The organism is Klebsiella sp. BDA134-6, assembly GCF_015601345.1.
GTDB lineage: Bacteria > Pseudomonadota > Gammaproteobacteria > Enterobacterales > Enterobacteriaceae > Klebsiella > Klebsiella grimontii.
Map to the genome: position 1 here is coordinate 5,333,653 of NZ_CP064784.1, position 24,187 is coordinate 5,357,839.

20 protein-coding genes are annotated in these 24,187 nt (G+C 55.3%); 8 read left to right on the forward strand and 12 right to left on the reverse strand.

Going from position 1 to position 24,187, the window contains the following annotated elements; all coding sequences use genetic code 11:
* Positions 1-4: 4 nt before the first annotated feature.
* From aaeB to aaeX, 3 genes are read right to left on the reverse strand one after another with little or no spacing between them, the layout of a single operon-like run.
* Positions 5-1,972, reverse strand: coding sequence for a p-hydroxybenzoic acid efflux pump subunit AaeB (gene aaeB, locus IYV58_RS24725; RefSeq protein ID WP_049114907.1), 1,968 nt, complete (start codon positions 1,970-1,972; stop codon positions 5-7).
* Positions 1,973-1,977: 5 nt separating this feature from the next.
* A complete protein-coding gene (aaeA, locus tag IYV58_RS24730) occupies positions 1,978-2,910 on the reverse strand; it encodes a p-hydroxybenzoic acid efflux pump subunit AaeA (RefSeq protein WP_087829071.1) in 933 nt (310 codons plus the stop codon).
* 7 nt (positions 2,911-2,917) lie between these two features.
* Positions 2,918-3,121 (reverse strand): p-hydroxybenzoic acid efflux pump operon protein AaeX, encoded by a 204-nt coding sequence (gene aaeX, locus IYV58_RS24735; protein ID WP_002918640.1) that lies wholly within the window; start codon positions 3,119-3,121, stop codon positions 2,918-2,920.
* A 131-nt stretch (positions 3,122-3,252) separates the two neighbouring features.
* Here aaeX and aaeR point away from each other — a divergent pair, with 131 nt between their 5' ends.
* On the forward strand, positions 3,253-4,182 hold the full coding sequence (gene aaeR / locus IYV58_RS24740; protein WP_004125810.1) for an HTH-type transcriptional activator AaeR: 930 nt from the start codon (positions 3,253-3,255) through the stop codon (positions 4,180-4,182).
* On the opposite strand, the gene fucR is transcribed toward aaeR, so the two are convergent.
* The 9 genes from fucR to csrD all read right to left on the reverse strand — a co-directional run bounded on the left by fucR (position 4,179) and on the right by csrD (position 17,289).
* Entirely contained in the window at positions 4,179-4,925 is a 747-nt protein-coding gene (gene fucR / locus IYV58_RS24745) for an L-fucose operon activator (protein WP_004125812.1), read from the reverse strand. The genes aaeR and fucR overlap by 4 nt on opposite strands.
* A gap of 58 nt (positions 4,926-4,983) precedes the next feature.
* On the reverse strand, positions 4,984-6,429 hold the full coding sequence (gene tldD / locus IYV58_RS24750) for a metalloprotease TldD (RefSeq protein ID WP_004125820.1): 1,446 nt from the start codon (positions 6,427-6,429) through the stop codon (positions 4,984-4,986).
* A gap of 88 nt (positions 6,430-6,517) precedes the next feature.
* Positions 6,518-10,315: an AsmA2 domain-containing protein YhdP gene (gene yhdP / locus IYV58_RS24755; RefSeq protein ID WP_004125823.1), complete on the reverse strand. Its 3,798-nt coding sequence runs from the start codon at positions 10,313-10,315 to the stop codon at positions 6,518-6,520.
* Positions 10,316-10,393: 78 nt separating this feature from the next.
* A complete protein-coding gene (rng, locus tag IYV58_RS24760) occupies positions 10,394-11,863 on the reverse strand; it encodes a ribonuclease G (protein ID WP_004125826.1) in 1,470 nt (489 codons plus the stop codon).
* 2 nt (positions 11,864-11,865) lie between these two features.
* Positions 11,866-12,447, reverse strand: coding sequence for a Maf family protein (locus IYV58_RS24765; protein WP_004125828.1), 582 nt, complete (start codon positions 12,445-12,447; stop codon positions 11,866-11,868).
* Positions 12,448-12,454: 7 nt separating this feature from the next.
* Positions 12,455-12,943 carry a rod shape-determining protein MreD gene (gene mreD / locus IYV58_RS24770; RefSeq protein ID WP_004125830.1) on the reverse strand — a complete coding sequence of 163 codons (489 nt, stop codon included), beginning with the start codon at positions 12,941-12,943 and terminating at the stop codon, positions 12,455-12,457.
* The gene (gene mreC, locus IYV58_RS24775) at positions 12,943-13,929 is read right to left on the reverse strand and encodes a rod shape-determining protein MreC (RefSeq protein ID WP_004125831.1); all 987 of its coding nucleotides are present in this window, start codon (positions 13,927-13,929) and stop codon (positions 12,943-12,945) included. The genes mreD and mreC overlap by 1 nt, the downstream gene beginning before the upstream one ends.
* Positions 13,930-13,999: 70 nt before the next feature.
* Positions 14,000-15,043 (reverse strand): rod shape-determining protein MreB, encoded by a 1,044-nt coding sequence (mreB, locus tag IYV58_RS24780; protein WP_002918653.1) that lies wholly within the window; start codon positions 15,041-15,043, stop codon positions 14,000-14,002.
* Between the two features lie 305 nt (positions 15,044-15,348).
* On the reverse strand, positions 15,349-17,289 hold the full coding sequence (gene csrD / locus IYV58_RS24785; RefSeq protein ID WP_004125832.1) for an RNase E specificity factor CsrD: 1,941 nt from the start codon (positions 17,287-17,289) through the stop codon (positions 15,349-15,351).
* Positions 17,290-17,508: 219 nt separating this feature from the next.
* Between csrD and IYV58_RS24790 the strand changes: the two genes are divergently transcribed.
* The 7 genes from IYV58_RS24790 to panF all read left to right on the forward strand — a co-directional run bounded on the left by IYV58_RS24790 (position 17,509) and on the right by panF (position 24,182).
* Positions 17,509-18,483: an acrylyl-CoA reductase (NADPH) gene (locus tag IYV58_RS24790; RefSeq protein WP_004125839.1), complete on the forward strand. Its 975-nt coding sequence runs from the start codon at positions 17,509-17,511 to the stop codon at positions 18,481-18,483.
* Positions 18,484-18,560: 77 nt separating this feature from the next.
* On the forward strand, positions 18,561-19,562 hold the full coding sequence (gene msrP, locus IYV58_RS24795; protein WP_004125841.1) for a protein-methionine-sulfoxide reductase catalytic subunit MsrP: 1,002 nt from the start codon (positions 18,561-18,563) through the stop codon (positions 19,560-19,562).
* Positions 19,562-20,161, forward strand: coding sequence for a protein-methionine-sulfoxide reductase heme-binding subunit MsrQ (msrQ, locus tag IYV58_RS24800; RefSeq protein WP_004125842.1), 600 nt, complete (start codon positions 19,562-19,564; stop codon positions 20,159-20,161). The genes msrP and msrQ overlap by 1 nt, the downstream gene beginning before the upstream one ends.
* A gap of 393 nt (positions 20,162-20,554) precedes the next feature.
* A complete protein-coding gene (gene accB, locus IYV58_RS24805) occupies positions 20,555-21,028 on the forward strand; it encodes an acetyl-CoA carboxylase biotin carboxyl carrier protein (protein WP_004125844.1) in 474 nt (157 codons plus the stop codon).
* A 10-nt stretch (positions 21,029-21,038) separates the two neighbouring features.
* Positions 21,039-22,388 carry an acetyl-CoA carboxylase biotin carboxylase subunit gene (gene accC, locus IYV58_RS24810; protein WP_004125846.1) on the forward strand — a complete coding sequence of 450 codons (1,350 nt, stop codon included), beginning with the start codon at positions 21,039-21,041 and terminating at the stop codon, positions 22,386-22,388.
* Positions 22,389-22,498: 110 nt separating this feature from the next.
* A complete protein-coding gene (locus IYV58_RS24815) occupies positions 22,499-22,741 on the forward strand; it encodes a YhdT family protein (protein ID WP_004125848.1) in 243 nt (80 codons plus the stop codon).
* Entirely contained in the window at positions 22,731-24,182 is a 1,452-nt protein-coding gene (gene panF / locus IYV58_RS24820) for a sodium/pantothenate symporter (protein WP_004125850.1), read from the forward strand. Before IYV58_RS24815 ends, panF begins: the two co-directional genes overlap by 11 nt.
* Positions 24,183-24,187: the final 5 nt, after the last annotated feature.

Below are 24,187 nucleotides of genomic sequence, written 5' to 3' on the forward strand. Positions count from 1 at the left end.
GCGGCTAGCTATTGGTTAATACATGCTGGTACTTATGCAGCATCTCCACCAGCCTTCGCACCGGCTCGGTCACCTGCGGAGAGGCTTCCCAGAGCTGTAATTTTTGCTGGTAAATATCCAGCTCATTAAGCAGGCGGGCAAAATAGTAGCGGCGCTTATCATCGCTACTGGCGGAAATGACGCGATCCGCCGTACGACGCAACTGCCGGTGGAATACCGACAGGTCGTCATTTATCGGTACTGGCGCGTCGCGCAGGCGCTGATGCGCAATAATCAGGGTCAGCGCCAGACGAAAGCGGGCGATATCGCCGGGAAATTTATTCAGCAACAAAAAGAGCTGGCGATACAGGGCCGGCAAATGGTTTTCCTTTCGTCGCGCCGTATTGGTGGTCAGCGATGATACCGCCGCCGAGACAAACTGGTTGAGCAACACGCGACCGGTGCGAGCCTGAGAGTTATCGCGAACCAGTAAAATCACCATCAGCGCGAGGAAACACCCCACGATCTGGCCTAAGGCGCTATCCAGAAATTGGTTGAATTGAAACTTCATCGGATTATCCAGCACCAGAATATTAATGGTGCTGGCCAGCGCCCCCAGCGAACCCAACCGCCGCTTTTGCACCTCGATACCGATAAAAAATGCCATCACCGCCAGGCTGATACACAGCAGCAGCATACTTTGCTGAGTCGCGGGCATAATCACGAGGAAAAACAGCGCCCCCAACGGTAATGCCGCCAACGTGCCGTAGAGGAAATCGATAGCCACCATTCGCGGATTAGGCAAACGCATCGCTAAGGCAGTGACAACTGCGATCATCACCATCGCCCCGCTACCTGAAGTCCAGCCGGTCCACAGCCAGAACAGCGTACCGAGGATGCAGGAGATCGACGTACGCCAGAAGTTGACCATCGCATGATGTCGCTCGGCGGATTCCGCCTTCACCACCACTTCACCTTGCAGCACTTCCGCTTCAATACGGCTGATTTTGGTATTGCCAACCACGCCCCGCTTCAAAAGTAGATAGCGCGTCGCAGCCCCGACCCAGCTGTAGATCGTCACCGGCGTATTGTGCTCTCCCTTCCAGGTTAAAAAGCGGCGCATCCGCTTTAACTGGCGGTGCACGTCCTGCACGGTCTCAACCGGTTCAGCGAACAGCTCGCGGTAGTCATCGGTGACCATCTCAGGCCGGGTATTCTGAATCAAATAGGTTTCACAGGCCTGGGTAATTAAGGTCAAAGAGAGGGTATTGATCGCCTTCAGCCGCTGGTTCACTTTTGCCCAGCGCGAGGACTCCATAATTAAGTTTCCGCGCATCCCTTCCAGCCCGTTGGTGCGGCGAACCAGCGCGCTCCAGGCCTTATCGACTTCGTCTTTATCGGCATACGCCACGCAAAGCTGCATCAGGCGGTATTGATCGATCAGCAGGTTATCCAGCTCAAGGTCGATCTCTTTTTTAATCGACCGCGGCGAAAATAGCAGGTCGGCCACGATAGCGCTGACGATACCAACAACAATTTCACTGCACCGTTCGACGGCGAACTGCGGCGCCAGCATCGGCTCTTCGTGGATAGTGATAATAATGATAAGCGCGGTATAGCCCGCCAGGCCCCAGGCATAGGAGTTCTCAACCCGCACCAGAGAGGAGATCCAGGTACAGAACCCTGCCCACAGGCAGCAGACCAGCACCATCAGCAGCGGGGCGCGGATCATCAGGATGATAATCGCCAGCGCGGCGATACAGCCGATAAAGGTACCGACAATACGCAGCATCCCGCGATAGCGGATAGCCCCGGAGTAAGGCTCTCCGCCGGCGGCAAACGCCGGGCCGGCGGCCACGATGGCCGCGGTAAGCACCGCCCAGCGCGGTGTTTCCAGCTGAAAGTGAAAACCGACGAATAACGCCAGCACCACCGCACAGGCTAATTTAATGGCAAAGCGGAGATGCCGGGGTTCGATGGTGAAAATCCCCATGGCGATTAACCGAACTCACGCAGGCGCATCGCCAGTTTCTGGAAGAAACTTGTCCGGCTGGAATCGCGGTCGTCTTTACCAGTAATCACCACCGTCGCCGTCGTCCCGGCCGGCCAGAGATTACCTTGCTGCTGGTCAAGGTGAATACGTACCGGCACCCGCTGTGCCAGGCGTACCCATTCAAGATTAGAGTCAATAGAGGCCAGCCCTTTCGTATCGCTACTGCTGCTGGCATTGGTCACCCCAGCAGCAATGCTGTCGACGGTGCCTTTAAGGGTTTGCACGCTTCCCAGCGGGGTAATTTCGGCGCGGAAGCCAGGACGCACGCCCTCAAGCTTGGTCTCTTCCAGGTAGGCCATCACATAGAAGGTATTCTGCTTGACCAGCGCAACCGCGGTAGAACCGCGGGTGATAAACTCGCCGCTGTAGACGTTCAGGTTCGTCACCCAGCCATCAGCCGGAGCGCGAATGACCGTGCGTTCAAGATCAAGCTTCGCCAGATCGCGACTCGCGATCGCTTTTGCCAACTGATGCTCAACGGTTTGCAGAACGTTATTCGCCTGGTCAATCTCCTCCCGGGACATGGCCTGGACGCCAAGGCGGTTACGACGGCCGGCTTCAACGCGCTTCTCCTGCGCCAGAGTCTGGTAATAGGAGACATCGGCTTCAGCCTCAGCTAAGGCTTTCTGGTAACGCGGCTGATCAATGACGAACAAAACCTGGTCTTTCTTAACCAGTTGGTTATCCTTGATATTCACCTGCGAAATCAGGCCGGAAACATCGGGAGCGATGGCCACAATATCCGCACTAAAGCGCGCATCGCGCGTCCAGGGCGAGGCGGTGTAATACACCCATGCGCGAAAAATCGCCAAAAATGCCAGGATAACCAGTATCACAGTGATTGCGGTACGGAGGATATTTCTTGTTAGTGTTTTCACATCTACCTCAAACGAACAAACGCGATATCAGATAAAACAGGCAGCAATAGAGCGCGGTATTAAACAGTGCCGGATGCCAGACAAAATCATAGATGCCGGTCGGAACCAGCAGGCGATGCACCAGCCAGAAGATGGCGAGCGACAACAGCAACTCAAAGAAGATCGGCGGAAACGACAAGCCGAAAATCACAATGACAGGAAACAGACTCATGATGACCTTGATAAGAAGCGTACAGGTGATATGCGCGATGCGTTTATTATTAAGCTAACTATATAGTAACGTAACAATTGCGGTCTTATCTATAATGTGTGATCTAAATCACTTTTAAGCCAGAGTGAATAATGGAACGATTAAAACGCATGTCCGTTTTTGCCAGAGTGGTGGAATTAGGTTCATTTACCGCCGCGGCCCGCCAGCTCCAGATGAGCGTTTCTTCCATCAGCCAGACGGTAGCCAAACTGGAAGATGAGCTACAGGTTAAGCTACTCAACCGCAGTACGCGCAGCCTGGGCTTAACAGAAGCGGGAAAAATATATTATCAAGGCTGTCGGCGGATGCTGTTCGAAGTCCAGGATGTCCATGAACAGCTATACGCGTTTAACAATACGCCCATCGGTACGCTGCGCATCGGCTGTTCTTCAACTATGGCACAGAATGTCCTGGCTCGCATAACCGCCGATATGCTCAAAGAGCACCCGGGGCTCTCCATAAACCTGGTCACCGGCATCCCGGCGCCGGACCTGATCGCGGACGGTCTGGACGTGGTGATTCGCGTGGGAGCGCTGCAGGACTCCAGCCTCTTTTCCCGCCGTCTGGGCTCTATGCCAATGGTGCTCTGTGCGGCGAAAAGCTATCTCCAGCACGCCGGATGTCCGGAAAAGCCGGCGGATCTCGCCAGCCACTCCTGGCTGGAATACAGCGTCCGGCCGGATAACGAATTTGAAATCATCGCTCCGGAAGGCATTTCAACCAAGCTGATCCCTCAGGGCAGATTCGTCACTAACGATCCGATGACGCTGGTGCGCTGGCTGACGGCAGGCGTCGGCGTAGCTTACGTTCCGCTGATGTGGGCGATCGAAGAGATCAACCGCGGCGAACTGGAGATCCTGCTGCCGAGCTACCAGTCCGATCCGCGACCGGTATACGCGCTGTATACCGAGAAAGATAAGCTGCCGCTGAAGGTACAGGTATGCATTAATTACCTGACCGAGTATTTCGTCGGGGTGGCAAATATTTACCAGGGTATGCACGGTCGGGGAATAGCCCGCTAGCGTCCAGAGCCTGCGAAAAAGGGTAATAACGCATTATCAGGCCCGGCATCGGAAATAATCTGCGTCACGTCGCGGAGATTGCCGATGTTCACCTCGCCGGAGCGATGAAATTTGCTTTTGTCGATTAACAATAGCGACTGTGCCGCCCGTTTCAGGAGCAGCGATTTGTAAGCGGCATTATTGGCGCTGGAATCCCAGAGAACGCCGTCGTTATCGATCCCCTCGCAGGAAAAAATGAACAGATCGATCTCCAGCGATTTGACCTGCGATAACAGCGCAGGGTTAACGTAATAGCCATATTGACGCTGAAGCTGACCACCGGCGCTGATCAGCTGGATCCGTTCACGGCGGCCCAGCTCTACGCAAACCGGGTGGCTATTGGTAAACACCGTCAGGTTAATATTCGGTAGCTGACGCGCCAGAAACCAGCAGGTTGAGCTCGCATCCAGCGCGATCGTCATGCCTTCATCAATCCACGCCAGCGCGGTACGGGCAATATCAGATTTATGGGCATAATGGCTTTTCACGCGGCTATGAAACGGCTTCTCGCCGCTGTGATTATCGCGCAGGAGAACGCGCGCCTGCCCGTGGCTACGCTGAATACTCCCCTGTTTCTGCAGCTCGCTCAAATCGCGACGAACGGTCTCGATGCTGACCTGCAGAAGCTGGGATAACGCTTCAGTGGTTAGGGTGCGGTGCTGACTGAGTAACTCGACTATCTGCTGCTGACGCGCGGCTTTCATCGCGACCCCGCGGAGGTGATGTGCGCTTTCGCCGCGAGCGAAAGCGCATTGAGAGATATCAGGCGGTGCCGCCGACGGTGAGTTTATCCACTTTGAGCGTTGGCTGACCAACGCCAACCGGTACGCTCTGGCCCTCTTTGCCGCAAACGCCGACGCCGCTGTCCAGCTTCAGATCGTTCCCCACCATCGAAATCTGCTGCATCGCTTCGATACCTGAACCGATGAGCGTCGCCCCCTTCACCGCTTTGGTCACTTTGCCTTTTTCAATCAGGTAGGCTTCAGACGTGGAGAAGACAAATTTCCCGGAGGTGATATCCACCTGACCGCCGCCAAAGTTCGGCGCGTAGATGCCGTAATCGACCGATTCGATAATCTCCTGCGGCGTTGATTTCCCCGCCAGCATGTAGGTGTTGGTCATACGCGGCATAGGCAGGTGCGCGTAGGATTCGCGACGACCGTTGCCGGTTGGCGCCACACCCATCAGCCTGGCGTTGAGCTTGTCCTGCATATAGCCTTTGAGAATGCCGTTTTCAATCAAAACGTTATACTGGCCCGGAGTACCTTCGTCATCAATGGCGACGGAGCCACGACGGTTGGCAATGGTGCCATCATCCACCACGGTGCACAGCTCAGAGGCCACCAATTCGCCCATATGGCCGCTGAATACCGAGGTCCCGCGACGGTTAAAATCGCCTTCCAGTCCGTGACCGACGGCTTCATGAAGCAGCACGCCAGGCCAGCCCGCCCCCAGCACAACCGGCAGCATTCCGGCAGGCGCTGCGACGGCGGTCAGATTGACCAGCGCCATACGCACGGCTTCTCTCGCCCATACATCTGCGCGCACATCGCCATCCTGCGAGGCCAGGAAATAGTCATAGCCAAAGCGACCACCGCCGCCGCTAGCGCCGCGCTCGCGTTTGCCATCCTCTTCCACCAGCACGCTGACGGAAAGACGAACCAGCGGGCGCACGTCCGCCGCCAGCGTGCCGTCAGTGGCGGCAACAAGAATTAACTCATAGACGCCGGTCAGGCTGGCGGAAACTTCCTGCACCCGTTTATCGGCCGCGCGGGCGGTTTTATCTACCCGGCGCAGAATATCCAGCTTCTCTTCCCGACTCATGCTTTGCAGCGGGTCGATACTGGTATAGAGCGAGCTGTGCTCCACTCCGCCGAGGGTATGAACTTTACCATCGCCGTGGTCGCGTACAATGGTACGCGCCGCCTGCGCGCTCTGTTCCAGCGCCAGTCGGCTAATCTGGTCCGCATAGGCAAAGCCGGTTTTTTCCCCGCTCACCGCACGGACGCCGACGCCCTGGTCGATATTGTACGAACCATCTTTAATGATGCTGTCTTCAAGAACCCAGGACTCGTGATAGCTCGACTGAAAATAGAGATCGCCGTAATCCAGACGGCGCTCGGCCAGTTGGCCAAGAATGGTAAACAGATCCTGATGGTTCAGGCCGTTTGCCAACAGTAATTGTTCACTTACCAGGTTCAGACTCATCGTTTTGCTACTCGTTTGTTGCCGCCTCTCGGGCGGAAATAAAATAGGCTCTCTATTGAGAGTGCGGTAATTACGCACAATCGTCAAATCATTGCTTTTTGTCACTTCGCGCCTGGCGCAGAACTTCGTTAATTTGCGGCTGATCGATAGGACCGGTGATGCGATAGCGCAGAATAGAAACTTTATTCCACAGCGGCCCCAATACCTTGCTGGCGGCAAAGACCGCGGCGCCGATTATCGGGTTAACGGCAAAGGCTGCAGCGACGCCCACGGTCGCGGAAATTTCCGGCGCGACCACGGCCTGCATATTCAGCTGACGGCGGACAAGATCCACCGACCCTTTCATGGCAATATCCGCTTCCAGGCCATCAACTAGCGTATCGTCGGTATGGAGAACGCCGTCTTTAATCCACGCCGTACTGCGAATGGAATCGAAGTAGAAACCTTCGCTGAAGGTATCGCTAAAGTCGAAACGCAGCTTGCGCAGCAGCGCGTCAACGCTCAATAAACGCAGTAGCTGGCCGGCATGACCGGTGCTGAGATCGGTAAACTCGCCTTTCCCAAGACGGCTTTTAAGGATCCCGTTAAGCGAGGCAACGTCGGGCTGCCACGGCGGCGCACGCCAGTGAAGGTCATAATCAATATCAAACGAAGAACCTTTTACCGGCGTGGATACGCCGAAGAAGTTCACGAAATCATCGGTTTTATTACCGTGCAGTTTACCTTTTAAAGAGGTTCGTACGCCCGCCGGCGCGCTCACCCACACGCCATCGGTCGTCAGGCGGCCAAAACCGGTATCCACCAGGCCGTTCGCCAGCGTCAGGGTATCTCCGCGAATAGTGAAATCGCCTTCGATGCGACCATATTTTTGCCCCCACAGCCAGCACTCGGCGCAGCGAAGCTGAAGGTCCGGCCAGCCGTGGAAATCCATTTTTGCGTCTGCCAGAGGGCCGCTGCTTTTTTCCGTCCCGCCGCTTTTCGCTGCAGTGGGGTTGTAGTAGAGATAGCGAATGGCTGCCAGCCACGGTGCGTTTTTCCGCATTGTCAGGGTGGCGTTAACTTCACGTCCCTGGGCTTCAATCTTCGTCCCTCCGGCGCCGGGTTGGGAAACAAGGCTGACGTTATTCCAGCTCTGGCCCGCCATCGTTAACACCGGCGTACGCAGCGTGACCTGCTCGGGGAAAATCATATTGCTGCTGACGTCATTGGCCGCGCCGCCCTGGAACAGCGCCAGCCACTGCGCACCATCCATCGGCGGCATATTCAGCTCCACGCCAGGCTGCCCGGGGAGTGGAGACACGGCTTTACTGTCAGTGGTTAAAATAGCGCGGTCCAGAGTCAGCTTATGACCCAGCAGCCAGCGGCTATTGATATGATTTTTCGCCCCCACGGAGCCGGCCAGAGTAAAGCTGCTTAGGCCGCCATCAACCTTAATGTTTACCGGTAGAGGCTCACCGGCCCGTTTATCGACCGGTGCAGGTAAGTGACTACTTACATTCTTCAGGTCAGCGTTAACATCCACCTTATAGCTAGCGTTACCGCGATACGGAAGCTCAATCGCGACTTTACCGTCCCAGGGCACGCTACCGCTCAGGGTGCCATCCAGGGCTTTCGGCAGTAAACCGGTACGCGCGGGCTGCCAGTTGGCGTTCATCCCGACGTCTACCAGGAATGCTTTTGCGCCTTCGGTGGTCGAGAAATCGATATTCAGCGGCTGATTAAACCAGGTCGCGCTCATCGGTTCGCTTTTCAGGTCGCCGTTTACAAAGCTGAATTTACCGTTCAGGTTCTGCAATGTGGTATCAATAGGCTTGATAAATAAACTGTTATTGTCCAGCCGGACATCACCCTTAGCGGTGGTCATCTCGCCATCCAGGGGAATATCAAGATGTAAGCGAGCGCTCACATTACCGTCCAACTGAAGCTCATCCAGCGCCGCGCCCAGCGTCTCTTTCAGCGGCGTCTCGTTAAAATAAGGACCAACCTCTTTACCCGGACCGTTAACATCGGCATCGATTAATAACTTTTCACGCGAATAGTCGGGGATCACCGCATCGAGATTGCTGGCGGTCACTTTGCCGAGCATTGCCTTATCGGCCTTCATCCATAGTCCGTCATTGATAAAGTTAAGGTCGATATTCAGGCCGGTTAGCGCAGGCCAGTCAGGCTGAAAGGCAAAGGTGGCGTTCTTTAGCGGCACCGTGACCTGGAATTGCCCCTCATTATGCTTATACGGGAAAAGGTGCGGGTTGCCGCCATAAGCCAGCGTGGCATCAGTGGCCTGGCCGCCTTTAATCGCTCCGCTGAGATAATCCACCAGCGCTTTGCCCATCAGATTTTCCGGGAAGTAGCGCCATGCCTGACCGCCGTCGTTGGTACTGATACCGGCCAGAATACCGAGCCAGGGTTCATCGCCCTGCGGCTGCAGATAGCGGAACCCGCCGCGGGCACGAACACCGGTAGCCTGTACGTCGATGTCGCGACCATCGAGCATAAAACCTTTGTCATTCTTCACCCAACTGAGGGTCGCATCGCCCCGGGCGATTTCCAGCGGCGCGCGAAAGACCGTTTCATAGGGCATTTTCGCCTGCGCCATGTGGGCATGCAGGGTACCGTTTTCCACGCTGCCGGCAATGTTGCCGGAGAAATGCTCCGCGCCGGGCAGCAGCTTCCACTGCTTCCAGGACATGTCGCTCCAGTCCGCCTGGAAACGCGTTTTTTCCGCCATCTGTAGCGGAATATCCAGCGCCAGAAGGTTGATTTTGCCGTCCGGCTGCGTCGTACGCCAGATTTCGCCCAGCGACGGTGCCAGTTTATCCGCCATCGGCTGCAGCCCGGTCAGGCCGCTAAGGTTAAGATTGCTGGCGCGAATGCGCAGCTCATCGCTGCGTTGACCATTTTTTCCCCCCACATCCTGAGCCGGGATCCACGCCATCGACAGCGCGCCGCGCGGCCAGGGTTTATCATCCATCGAAATGCGCGTATCCGGGATGTCAAAGCCCCAGCTTTGATTATCGCGATAGATGTGCGCCGTCAGATTATCAACCGAGAGATGATGCTTATCTTTATCACCCTGCCAGCTGGCACCGCCTTTTTTCAGCCATACATCCCCGCTGGCGACGTCGCCTTTGTCGATGGTCATCCAGCCTTCAAGGCTAAACCGCGCGCTCTGCAGGGCGATGTTGTCCTGCATCCAGCGACCAAGCCATGGCTTAACGTCGATATCATCGGCCTGAAGCCAGACGCGCCCCTTATTGAGCAAGCCGTCTTCATCGCGCAGGTCCATGCGCACCTGCATCACGCCATGCTGGCCGGTCAGGCTGCTAAGGCTAAGCTGCCCCTCAGCGCGATGGCGATTTTTACCGTTCAGCCAGGTAAGCTGCGGGATGGAGAGCTCTGCCCGCTGGCCCGAGATCGTCAGGAAGCTCAGATGGCTATCGCGAAGAATAAAGTGGTCGAACTGGCGGAGAAAAAGATCGCTGATACGGTCGGTTTTCAGCCCTTCACCGCCGTTATTGGTTTGAATAGGAGTATTGGTATGAATCTGCAGCTGCCAGAAGGTCAGATCGCGAAACTGCCAGCGCATATGCAGCAGGCTTTGCCAGACGTCGAGCGCCAGAGTGACGCGCTTGACGGAAAGCTCACCGCCGTCATTCAGGCCGGCCTTAACATCGCGGACATCCAACGTTGGGCCAAAAGTCTGCCAGCTGGCGACAATGTTTGAGGCATCGACCGGCACGCCGGCCATCGCGGAGACTTTTTCCAGCACCTGCGGACGCCAGCTGTTCAACTGCGGCAGAACGAGACGCAGACCGCTCACCAGCAGTGCGACGACAACAATCAATGTTGCCGCGGTGAGCAGTAATATCCCGGGCAGTCGCCTCACGCATCTCTCCTTGTCAGCCTGTTACGCGTCATCCTTTCGCCCGCCTCTTTATCCCGACATCAGCAAGCAAACGGATGATTACATCATTACGACATCAAACTGCTCTTGATTATAGAGCGGTTCAATTTGTACTTTGACCTGCTTACCGACAAAGATCTCGACTTCTGCCAGCGCGTGCGACTCTTCCCCTTTCAGCGTTTCCGCTACCGCAGGAGAAGCATAGACCAGGAACCGGTCGGAATCGTAGGCGTGGTGCACGCGCACGATTTCGCGCATGATTTCATAGCACACCGTTTCCACCGTTTTCACCGTACCGCGCCCGTGGCAGGTAGGACACTCATTACATAGCACATGCTCCACGCTTTCACGAGTGCGCTTGCGGGTCATCTCTACTAGTCCAAGCTGGGAGAAGCCATTAATGCTGGTTTTAACCCGGTCTTTGCTCAGCGCCTGCTCAAGAGAGTGCAGCACCCGGCGACGGTGATCTTCATTGTTCATATCAATGAAATCAATGATGATAATCCCACCAAGATTGCGCAGCCGTAGCTGACGAGCAATCGCCTGGGTCGCCTCAATATTGGTATTAAAGATAGTATCGTCAAGATTACGGTGACCGACGAATGCGCCGGTGTTGATATCAACGGTGGTCATCGCTTCCGTTTGATCAATGATTAGATAACCGCCTGATTTCAGCTCAACTTTACGTTCCAGCGCGCGCTGAATTTCGTTTTCCACGTCGAAAAGATCGAAAATCGGCTGGCGGCCGCTGTAATGCTCCAGCTTGCTGGTCATCTCCGGAATATATTCGGCGGTAAACTCCAGCAGCGATTCGTAGGTCAGACGGGAGTCAACGCGAATACGGTCAAGATGCGCATCGGCGAAATCACGCAGCACGCGCTGCGCCAGCGCCAGTTCACCGTACATTTGATAACGCGTCTGCTGGCGCTTTTTGCGCTCCATCACTTTTGTCCAGACGCGCTTTAAATAGGCGGCATCTGCGGCCATCTCCTGCTCATGAACGCCTTCCGCCGCGGTACGGATAATGAATCCGCCCTGTTCATCGCAGTATTCAGACACCACTTTTTTCAGGCGTTCGCGTTCCGCTTCGCTTTCAATACGCTGAGAGACGCCGACATGCGAAGCCCCGGGCATAAAGACCAGATAGCGAGAAGGAATGGTGATATCGGTGGTCAGGCGGGCACCTTTGGTGCCGAGAGGATCTTTCACCACCTGCACCATTAAATCTTGTCCCTGACGCACCAGCTCGGAGATATCGCGGACGGCGAACTGCTTTTGCTCTTCGCCCGCCACGCACTCGGTATGCGGCATAATATCAGAAGCGTGCAGAAACGCGGCCTTATCCAGGCCAATATCTACAAAAGCCGCCTGCATTCCCGGCAGCACCCGACTGACACGACCCTTGTAGATATTGCCTACTATTCCGCGTCGCGCTTCACGCTCAATATGAATTTCCTGGAGAATACCGCCATCAATGTAAGCGACGCGCGTTTCTGATGGCGTTACGTTAACTAATAATTCAGCAGTCATCTTTATCCCTTTTCTTCACGCAGTGAGTTAAAGTTACTTAGCAACTCATACGTTTCCACCAGCGGTAAGCCAACGACGGCGTGATAGCTGCCATTTATCTTCCTGACGAAACAGCCACCCAACCCCTGAATACCGTATGCACCTGCTTTATCTAACGGTTCGCCGCTGGCGACATAATCGGCGATATCCTGTACTGAGAGCACGCGGAAAGTGACCTCCGTGACCACCAGGCAATCCAGCATCTGCTGCTTATCGGCCAGCGCCACGGCGGTCATCACCTGATGAGTTTTCCCGGAAAGCATGCGCAGCATCTCGGCGGCGTGCCCGGCATCGCGCGGTTTTTCCAGCACTTCACCGTTAAGGATGACAATGGTATCCGCGCCCAAAACGGGCAGATCGCGCGGTGCCAGCACGACGCCAGCCTGCGCCTTTTCGCGCGCCAGACGGACCACATACTGCTGTGCGCTCTCCTGTGGGCGGCGCAGTTCCTCAATACCGGGAACCACGCGCTCAAAAGCGAAGCCAAGCTGAGTCAGCAGTTCCTGCCGACGCGGAGAACCTGAAGCAAGATACAGAGTCGTCATATCAACCTTATTGCACCGCAAACTGCTGGCGCACTTTACGCATCAGCAGGAAAATCCATGGCCAGAGCACACCGTTTACTACACTACTCCAGAACACTTCCGGACGGAAAGAGACGTTGATCACTAAAAACTCTGCCCAGAAAACAATGATATCCACGGAGAGGGATAACATGACTACTACCAACGCCTGTTGCCAGAGCGCCAGATTGCGGAACAGCTGATATTTCAGCGCGACCAGATAAGCCACAATACTTAATGATAGTGCGCGAACGCCAAGCGTCGAGCCGCTGATGAGATCGAGGATCGCCCCCATCACAAAGCCTGTACCGACGTTAACCCTGTGGGGTAGCGCGAGGATCCAGTACAACAGGATAAGCAATACCCAGTTTGGCCGGTAAACGCTAATGTCCGCCGGCCAGGGCATTATTTGCAGCAATAGTGCGATAAGAAACGAGAGCCAGATAACCCAGCGTCCCTGGCTACGATAACTTGCCACTATTGCCCCCCCGCTGGCTGAGACTGCTGTGGCATACCGGTTGCCGGAGCCGGCATCTGCGGCCCCATAGCATCCGGAGCAGGCAGAACCTGCGGCATCATCTGCATCAGGCGTTCATTCGCTACGCGATGAACCTCTTCCGGCGTCATCGGATTCGCGCCGTTGCGATCGGCTCCCCATAGCAGCAGCAGGTAACGCAGGCGCTGCAGACCGGCTGTCGGACGCGCCTGAATCACCGTATACGCACGCTGCGTATCCAGCTTAACGGACGAAACCACCCCCACCGGATACCCTTCAGGGAAGCGACCACCGAGGCCCGAAGTCACCAGGACATCGCCAACGCGAATATCGGTATTGGCCGGCAGATGTTCCAGCTGCAAATCATCGGTACAGCCATTGCCTGCGGCAATCACGCGAATATCGTTACGCAGTACCTGAATCGGTAACGCATGCGTGGCATCGCAAATCAGCAGCACGCGGCTGGTCAGTTTCGCCACCGCGACCACCTGACCAACAACGCCTTTATCGCTGATCACCGGCTGGCCTTCATAAACGCCGTTAACGCTGCCTTTATCGATAACGACCTGATCGCTATAGGGGTCATTAACCGTTGAGATGACCTGAGTCACCATTTTTTGCTCGTCCTGACGCAGCGGAGAGCCCAGCAGTTCACGCAGACGCGCGTTCTCCTGCTTGTACTGGCCCAGCATCAGTAGGTCGCTGTTCTTCAACAACAGTTCCTGGCGCAGCGCGCGGTTTTCCAGTTCGAGCTGGTCGCGGGTGGCCAGCGTTTGCGAAACGCTATCCAGCAATTCCCTTGGACCATTTGAGACAAAGTAGAAAGGGCTGACGGCTGTATCCATGTACGTTCGAATTTGGCTGAACGTACCCAGGCGGCTGTCGGCGATTATCACGCCAAGCGCCACCAAAACCGCCAGAATAAGGCGAATCTGTAGCGACGGGCCACGGCTAAAAATTGGCTTCATAGGCTATGCGTATTCTCGTGTCAGTTAAGATCGGGGTAGCCGTAAGCCAGCTACCCGGATCTCAGGCTGACTACTCTTCGCTGAACAAGTCGCCGCCGTGCATATCGATCATTTCCAGTGCCTTACCGCCGCCACGAGCGACGCAGGTCAGTGGATCTTCTGCAACTACGACAGGTATTCCTGTCTCTTCCATTAACAGACGGTCAAGGTTGCGCAACAGTGCGCCACCGCCAGTCAGAACCATTCCGCGTTCGGAGATATCGGAAGCCAGTTCCGGCGGGCACTGCTCCAGCGCGACCATCACCGCGCTGACGATGCCGGTCAACGGCTCCTGCAGCGCTTCGAGGATTTCGTTAGAGTTCAGCGTAAAGCCGCGCGGCACGCCTTCAGCAAGGTTACGCCCGCGAACTTCGATTTCGCGAACTTCATCACCCGGATAAGCGGAACCGATCTCGTGTTTAATACGTTCTGCGGTCGCTTCGCCGATTAGGGAGCCATAGTTACGACGGACATAATTAATGACGGCTTCGTCAAAACGGTCGCCGCCGATACGTACGGAGGAGGAGTAAACCACACCGTTCAGCGAGATGACCGCCACTTCAGTGGTACCGCCGCCGATATCCACAACCATCGAACCCGTTGCTTCGGAGACCGGCAGACCTGCGCCGATCGCAGCCGCCATCGGCTCTTCAATCAGGAAGACTTCACGGGCGCCAGCGCCCTGTGCGGATTCGCGAATCGCGCGACGTTCAACCTGGGTCGCGCCGACCGGTACGCAGACCAGCACGCGCGGGCTCGGACGCATAAAGCTATTGCTGTGCACCTGTTTAATAAAGTGCTGGAGCATTTTTTCGGTAACGAAGAAGTCGGCGATAACGCCGTCTTTCATTGGGCGAATAGCTGCAATGTTGCCCGGTGTACGCCCAAGCATCTGCTTCGCTTCATGACCCACAGCGGCGACGCTTTTCGGCGATCCGGCACGATCCTGACGAATGGCCACAACGGAAGGCTCATTCAATACGATGCCTTGTCCTTTTACATAAATCAGGGTATTCGCGGTACCCAGGTCAATGGACAGGTCATTGGAAAACATGCCACGAAATTTTTTTAACATACTAAGGGATAATCCTGAAAGCTGGGGCGGAAAACAAAATCCGCTTACTTTACCAACCACGCGCAGCAGCGACAAGGCGCAAAAATCATCTGCTGCGGTGAAAATTAGTGCAGTTCGTTACCTTTGTTACAAATTTGACTGAGTCCGTCCGACGCAGAAATCTTCAGCAGCGCTCCGCGCTTGAATCTGCAACCTGTCAAAGGTCATTCACTGGCATTTACATTGCGACAATCCGGCAGGTAGACAAGCACACCCCCATCACTATGGCGCGCATTATTCTACGTGAAATCACGCTAAACGGCAGATCAAACAGAGTATCTTTGCGAATATTTTTTCACATTTGTGTCAAGTGGCTGTGAGGCGGCAAAAAATTCCCCCTGTCCACCGGTAACACCGCATTGAGACAGCACCTGCCACTCGCTTCGGCTGAGCACGCCGGTAGCGAAAACCTGAACCGGCATTCCTTTACAGGCCTCAACCAGGCTCTGGACCAGCAGCTGATTTTCACTGCGTTTTTCTATATTGCGCGATAACCCCGAATGCAGCTTAATCACTTCAACGTCGAGCTGCTTGATCCAGCTGGTTCCAACCAGCGTCAGACCAGCCTGAACCACGGCAATCCGAATACCTAAAGCGTTAACCAACCGCATAACCGGCTGCAGGCGGCCGATATATTGACAAACATCCGCCTCTGCAAGTTCAAAAATAATACGTCGACGGTGTGATTTTTCGCATTGCATCAAAGTATCGCGCAGCCAGCGCTGGAATCGAGGGCGGATTAAGGACTCAACCGTCACCTGCAGCGCGAGGTTTTCTTCCGGCCAGAAGCCTAAAAACGGCAGCAGTCGAGTAATTTGCAGGCGGTCATACTCTTCCGCCAGGCCAAACTGCAGCACCATCGGCATATATTCCGCCGCGATCACCTCTTCCTTACCATCATAAAGACGGCACATAAGTTCGCGATGATGTACGCGACCATCACGAGTCACCGCAGGTTTCTGGTAAAGTCGCGGCCCGCCGCGGCTGAGCATCTGCTCGATAAGCGTACGCCAGCGCACGTTGCCACGCCCTTTCTCCGGCAGAGAGTCATCATAAACAGCCCAGCTATTGCTGCCCTGCAGCACCGCATTGCGCGTCGCCGCTTCCGCATGTTCCATCACCTGAGCCGCCGTTTGCCCGCTACGGAAAGCGCAGATCCCGATATGCATCATATCGTCACGATCGAGAATGCGCGTCGGCGGCAGGGCGTCCATGGCTTTCAATAGCAAGCCGGCAATGCTGTCCGCCTCTTTTAACGTGCGATGCGGAAGCAGGACGGCAAAATCGCTGCGATGGTAGCGAGCCAGCAAAGCGCCAGGGTAGCGCATAATGAAAGTGGAAAGCATGTTGATCAGCGTAAAGTAATGCTCTTCGGTCGCCGCGCGCCCCCAGTTATCACGCAGCAGGTCGAAATCCGGCAGGCGGATCATCATAACGATGCCGTATGACCCCACCTTCTCCTGATCTTCAAGCAGCGTCGACAGCTGATTATCAAAAAATAATCGGTTACTCAGACCGGTTTTTGAATCCTGTGCGACATAGGAACGAATCAGGGTATCCATGCGGCTTCGCTGATCGCTGGCGAACTGAAGTTCGGATAGCAGCATATCCAGTGCGCTACTGGTGTTTGCTGGCCACTCGTGCACCGACCCTCGCACCTGCGGTCCACGTTCGCCATTAAGAATACGCGCAGTGCGAAGCTCCAGAAGTTCCTGGCCCGCCAGCTGGCGACGGATCCAGCGCACGGAGAAAAAGATAATCAGCACCATAAAACCAATGGCGATGGAAAGCGGCGCGGTGACGTGCAGTGAACGGAAGTAATCGGCCATGGGATCCAGGTACACCAGATGGATAGCCATACCTGGGTGCTTGAGCGACGGGACCGTGATGTCGCGAAACTGATTGCTGCTGCCTAAAGGGCGATAATTATCGGTACGAGAATGGCTATAGACCGGCTTGCCATTGAGCTGAAAATCAACGCGCACCGCTTCGACCGGCGTCATCAGCTCATCCATCTGCGGTTCAATCTGGTCAAAGGACATAGAGACCAGACGGTTATCCAGCATCGTCGCCACCGCCTGAACGCGGTTAGTCATTTTTAGCTGAATGCCGTTATAAAAACTCAGCGACGCGCCAATCAGCGTGACAAAGATCGTCAGACCGGTGAGCAACGTGACAAAAGCTGAGAATTTCGTCGTTAATCGCATCCCTGTGTTAACTCCGCGTGTGAATGACTACCCGATAAACATCCGGGCTCCTGTGCTGACGCCTAAGCTAAAGTAAGCACTAACTTTCTAAAGAGCGACGCATACTATCAAAGCTGGCGCATCTGGCAATTTATTGCGTTACGTCGGTGTAATAATGCCGTTAGCGAGTATAGTCTGCAGAAAAAATTTTCCAATCATCCAACCTATGAGGACCGGCGTATGCAGGCTTTAATCTTAGAACAGCAGGATGGCAAAACTCTCTCTTCGGTGCAAACCATTGACGCCAGCCAGCTGCCACAGGGCGATGTGACAGTGGATATCCAATGGTCCAGCCTGAACTATAAAGATGCGCTGGCTATCACCGGTAAAGGAAAAATTATCCGCAACTTTCCGATGATTCCTGGCATCGATTTTGCCGGTTTTGTCCATAGCAGCGAAGATCCTCGCTTCCACGCCGGCCAGCAGGTGCTGCTGACAGGATGGGGCGTGGGTGAAAACCACTGGGGCGGCCTGGCGGAGCGCGCTCGCGTTAAAGGCGACTGGCTGGTGGCGATGCCGCAAGGCCTGGATGGACGTAAAGCCATGGTCATTGGTACTGCAGGTTTCACCGCGATGCTGTGCGTGATGGCGCTGGAAGACGCCGGGATCCGACCTGAAGACGGCGAAGTGGTGGTCACCGGGGCCAGCGGCGGCGTCGGCAGCACCGCGGTCGCTTTGCTGCATCATCTCGGGTACACGGTGGCGGCAGTTTCCGGGCGCGAAAGCACGCATGAATACCTTAAAAACCTCGGCGCGCAGCGCATTCTTAGCCGCGATGAGTTCGCCGAAACCCGGCCGCTGGAAAAACAGCTGTGGGCAGGTGCCGTTGACACCGTTGGCGATAAAGTACTGGCAAAAGTGCTGGCGCAGATGAACTACGGCGGCTGCGTCGCCGCCTGCGGTCTGGCAGGTGGCTTTGCTCTGCCCACTACCGTGATGCCCTTTATTCTGCGTAACGTGCGCCTGCAGGGCGTTGACTCGGTAATGACCCCTCCCGCGCGCCGGGCCGAGGCCTGGCAGCGGCTGGTTCGCGATCTCCCGGAATCTTTCTACGCGCAAAGCGCAACGGAAATCGCCCTCGCGGAGGCCCCTGCGTTTGCCGATAAGATCATGAGCAATAAAATTCAGGGCCGCACGCTGGTCAAAATCGCCTAATCTGCAATTTTTCGTGACATATTCGCAATAACGCTGCGCCTCCGCCATGCTAAGAAAAACGCATGACGGAGGATGCCATGAAACCCAAAAAACTGACGGAAGCCGACGTGACGGCAGAATCCGTTTTTATGCTGCAACGTCGCCAGATCCTGAAAATGCTGGGAATTAGCGCGACCGCCCTTTCCCTCTCGCCCTCCGCGCAAGCTGACCTGCTGGACTGGTTTAAAGGCAACGACCGCCCGCCAGCGCCGGCGGGTAAAGCGCTGACGTTCGATAAACCGGCGCAATGGCAAAACAATCTCACGTTAACGCCGGAAGATAAGGTATCAGGCTACAACAATTTTTATGAGTTCGGCCTGGACAAAGCCGATCCGGCGGCAAATGCCGGAAGCCTGCGCACCGACCCCTGGACGCTAACGATCGGCGGTGAAGTGGCAAAACCCCTCACGCTCGATCATGACGACCTGACCAGCCGCTTCCCGCTGGAGGAGAGAATTTACCGCATGCGCTGCGTCGAAGCCTGGTCGATGGTGATTCCGTGGGTCGGCTTCCCGCTACATAAACTGCTGTCGCTGGTCGAACCCACCAGCAATGCACGCTATGTCGCGTTTAAAACGCTTTATGCGCCTGAGCAGATGCCGGGCCAGAAGGATCGTTTTATCGGCGGCGGGCTGGCGTATCCCTATGTCGAAGGGCTGCGGCTCGATGAAGCCATGCATCCTCTGACGCTGCTCAGCGTCGGCGTGTATGGTAAAGCGCTGCCTCCGCAAAACGGCGCGCCGGTTCGACTCACCGTTCCCTGGAAGTACGGTTTCAAAGGGATAAAGTCGATCGTCAGTATTGAACTGACCCGTGAACGTCCTCCCACCACCTGGAACCTCGCCGGGCCTGAAGAGTATGGTTTCTACGCCAACGTCAACCCGCATGTCGATCATCCCCGCTGGTCGCAGGCAACCGAGCGTTTTATCGGTGCAGGCGGCGTACTCGACGTCAAGCGCCAGCCAACGTTGCTATTCAACGGTTATGCCGAGGAAGTGGCCTCGCTATACCGGGGCCTGAACCTGCGGGAGAATTACTAGTGCGCCTGACTGTAAAACAGATAACCTGGCTGAAAGCGCTTCTCCATCTTGCCGGCTTTTTGCCTTTTGTCTGGCTGTTCTGGGCTGGGCATCAGGGGTATTTCAGCGCCGATCCGGCAAAGGATATCCAGCACTTTACCGGTAGGATGGCTCTTAAATTCCTGCTGGCTACCTTGCTTGTTTCGCCGCTGGCGCGCTACGCTAAACAGCCATTATTGATACGCACCCGGCGCTTACTCGGTTTATGGTGCTTTGCCTGGGCAACGCTGCATTTGACCAGCTATACGCTGCTCGAACTTGGGATTAACAATCTGGCGCTATTGGGTACAGAAGTGCTCACCCGACCCTATCTGACGCTGGGGTTAATCAGTTGGCTGATTCTGCTGGCGCTGGCGGCGACGTCAACGCAAGCGATGCAGCGAAAATGGGGTCGTCGCTGGCAAACATTGCATAACTTCGTCTATGTTGTCGCGATCCTCGCCCCCATCCACTACCTGTGGTCGGTGAAGATTTTATCCCCGCAACCGGTAATTTATGCGCTGTTGGCGGTCCTACTTTTAGCATGGCGATACAAGAAGTTCCGCCAGTGGTGGCGCTAATTCCGGATATGTGCAGTTTCCCGCAGTTCTTTTATCAACCGCCACTCTTTTCACGATAGCGGTTGATAATCTTCCCTGATAAGACCAGTATTTAGCTGCCAATTGCTACGAAATCGTTATAATGTGCGACTTTGGTTTTCCTGACGGGCTTTTTGAGTCCCGAAAAGGTGACAATCGCGCATCGAAGGTATATTTTGTTTTTTACCCGAGAATGGCAGAAGATAGCCGCATATTGGCCGATAAGTTTCGCTTTTTGCTTTCGAGCATCGGAGGCTTAACCTGTCGGCTTCTGAAGAAGCGCGGCGTCTTGCAACAGCAGTAATTCATATGCTTTACAGACGGTGCTAACACGCCTGTCACAATCACACTAAACAAAGAGTACGGAACCCACTCATGGATATTCGTAAGATTAAAAAACTGATCGAGCTGGTTGAAGAATCAGGCATCTCCGAACTGGAAATTTCTGAAGGCGAAGAGTCTGTACGCATCAGCCGTGCCGCGCCAAACGCAGGTTTCCCGGTGATGCAACAGGCTTATGCCGCACCGATGATGCAGCAACAGCCAGCTCTGTCTAACGCAGTCGCCTCTGCGGCAACGCCAGCAATGGAAGCCCCTGCGGCAGCGGAAATCAGTGGCCACATCGTACGTTCCCCAATGGTTGGTACTTTCTACCGCACCCCGAGCCCGGACGCGAAAGCCTTCATCGAAATCGGTCAGAAAGTTAACGCGGGCGATACCCTGTGCATCGTTGAAGCCATGAAAATGATGAACCAGATCGAAGCCGATAAATCTGGCGTGGTGAAAGCCATTCTGGTCGAAAGTGGTCAACCGGTAGAATTTGACGAGCCACTGGTCGTCATCGAATAACGAGGCGAACATGCTGGATAAAATTGTTATCGCCAACCGCGGCGAGATTGCATTGCGTATCCTGCGTGCCTGTAAAGAACTGGGCATCAAGACCGTTGCTGTGCACTCAACGGCGGATCGCGATTTAAAACACGTATTGTTAGCGGATGAGACGGTCTGTATCGGGCCGGCACCGTCCGTAAAAAGCTACCTTAATATCCCGGCGATTATCAGCGCTGCTGAAATCACCGGCGCGGTGGCTATTCACCCGGGTTATGGATTTTTGTCCGAAAACGCAAACTTCGCTGAGCAGGTTGAGCGTTCCGGCTTTATCTTTATCGGTCCGAAAGCTGACACCATCCGCCTGATGGGCGACAAAGTGTCGGCTATCACCGCGATGAAGAAAGCGGGCGTTCCGACCGTACCGGGTTCTGACGGTCCGCTGGGCGAAGATATGGACGTTAACCGCGCTCATGCAAAACGCATTGGCTACCCGGTGATTATCAAAGCCTCCGGCGGCGGCGGCGGTCGCGGTATGCGCGTCGTGCGCAGCGATGCTGAGCTGGCTCAATCCATCTCCATGACCAAAGCGGAAGCGAAAGCCGCTTTCAACAACGACATGGTGTATATGGAGAAATACCTGGAGAATCCTCGTCATATCGAGATCCAGGTACTGGCTGACGGCCAGGGTAACGCTATCTATCTGGCTGAGCGTGACTGCTCCATGCAGCGTCGTCACCAGAAAGTTGTCGAAGAGGCGCCAGCGCCGGGCATTACGCCGGAACTGCGTCGCTATATCGGCGAACGTTGCTCCAAAGCGTGCGTCGATATCGGCTATCGCGGCGCGGGTACTTTTGAGTTTCTGTTCGAAAACGGCGAGTTCTATTTCATCGAAATGAACACCCGTATTCAGGTTGAACATCCGGTAACCGAAATGATCACCGGCGTCGACCTGATTAAAGAACAGCTGCGTATCGCAGCAGGGCAGCCGCTGTCCATCAAGCAGGAAGAAGTTGTGGTTAAAGGCCATGCGGTGGAATGCCGTATCAACGCCGAAGACCCGAATACCTTCCTGCCGAGCCCGGGTAAAATTACCCGCTTCCACGCGCCGGGCGGTTTTGGCGTGCGCTGGGAGTCTCATATCTACGCTGGCTACACCGTGCCTCCGTACTATGACTCAATGATCGGTAAGCTGATCTGCTATGGCGAAAACCGTGATGTCGCGATTGCCCGCATGAAAAATGCGCTGCAGGAGCTGATTATCGACGGCATCAAAACCAACGTTGATCTGCAGATCCGCATCATGAACGACGAGCATTTCCAGAATGGTGGCACCAATATTCACTATCTGGAGAAAAAACTCGGATTGCAGGAGAAGTAGTTCTCCCATCGCTGCAAAAGGCCGGATAATCCGGCCTTTTTTCTTTTTCTCTCCTCTCCTCTTTTCCATGCGGTACAATCCCCGCTTTCTTCATCCTCAGGGGACAAAAAATGGACAAACGCTTTGTTCAGGCCCATAAAGAGGCGCGCTGGGCGCTGTGGCTAACCCTTCTCTACCTTGCGGCCTGGCTGGCTGCCGCCTATCTGCCAGGCGTCGGTATTGGCCTAACCGGCCTGCCGCACTGGTTCGAAATGGCCTGCCTGCTGGTACCGCTGGTGTTTATTCTGCTGTGCTGGGCGATGGTAAAAGTTATCTATCGCGATATTCCTCTGGAGGATGACGATGCAGCTTGAAGTCATACTGCCGCTTATCGCCTACCTGCTGGTGGTGTTTGCTCTCTCCATCTATGCAATGCGTAAGCGCACAACGGGTTCCTTCCTGAACGAATATTTCCTCGGCAGCCGCTCGATGGGCGGCATTGTATTAGCCATGACGCTTACCGCTACCTATATCAGCGCAAGTTCGTTTATAGGCGGCCCCGGCGCAGCCTATAAATATGGCCTCGGCTGGGTGCTACTGGCGATGATCCAACTTCCGGCGATTTGGCTTTCTCTGGGGATTTTGGGTAAGAAATTCGCCATTCTGGCGCGCCGCTATAATGCAGTAACCCTTAACGATATGCTCTTTGCCCGCTACCAAAGCCGCCTGCTGGTCTGGCTCGCGAGCCTGAGCCTTCTGGTGGCGTTTGTCGGGGCAATGACGGTGCAGTTCATCGGCGGAGCGCGATTGCTGGAAACCGCGGCGGGTATTCCCTACGAAACCGGTCTGCTGATTTTTGGCGTTAGTATCGCGCTCTATACCGCGTTCGGCGGTTTTCGTGCCAGCGTCCTCAACGACACGCTCCAGGGAATGGTGATGCTGGTCGGCACTATTGTCCTGCTGGTTGGCGTCGTTCATGCGGCTGGCGGGCTACATAATGCGGTAGAAACCCTGCAAACCATCGATCCTAAACTGGTTTCACCGCAGGGGGCTGATGACATTCTTTCCCCCACCTTTATGACCTCCTTCTGGGTGCTGGTCTGCTTCGGGGTGATTGGCCTCCCGCACACCGCCGTTCGCTGCATCTCCTATAAAGATAGCAAAGCGGTGCACCGGGGAATTATCATTGGCACCGTCGTGGTGGCGATCCTGATGTTTGGGATGCATCTTGCGGGTGCGTTAGGCCGGGCGGTGATCCCGAATCTGACGGTGCCGGATCTGGTTATCCCGACGCTCATGGTGAAAGTATTGCCGCCCTTTGCCGCAGGGATCTTCCTCGCTGCGCCGATGGCCGCCATTATGTCGACGATCAACGCCCAACTGCTGCAAAGTTCCGCTACGATCATTAAAGATCTCTATCTGAATCTGCGCCCCGAGCAGATAACAAATGAAGCCCGGTTGAAGCGGATGTCGGCAACGATCACCTTGTTGCTGGGCGCTTTACTGCTGCTGGCAGCCTGGCGTCCCCCTGAGATGATTATCTGGCTCAACCTGCTGGCATTCGGCGGCCTGGAGGCTGTGTTCTTATGGCCGCTGGTGCTGGGCCTGTACTGGGAACGAGCGAACGCGAAAGGGGCGTTGAGCGCGATGATCGTCGGCGGCTTACTCTATGCCATACTCGCCACTTTTAATCTTCAGTACCTGGGTTTCCATCCGATAGTGCCCTCGTTGCTGTTAAGCTTATTGGCTTTCCTGGTCGGAAACCGGTTCGGTACCTCCGCACCGCAAGCCGCCGTATTGACTACTGATAAATAAAGAGT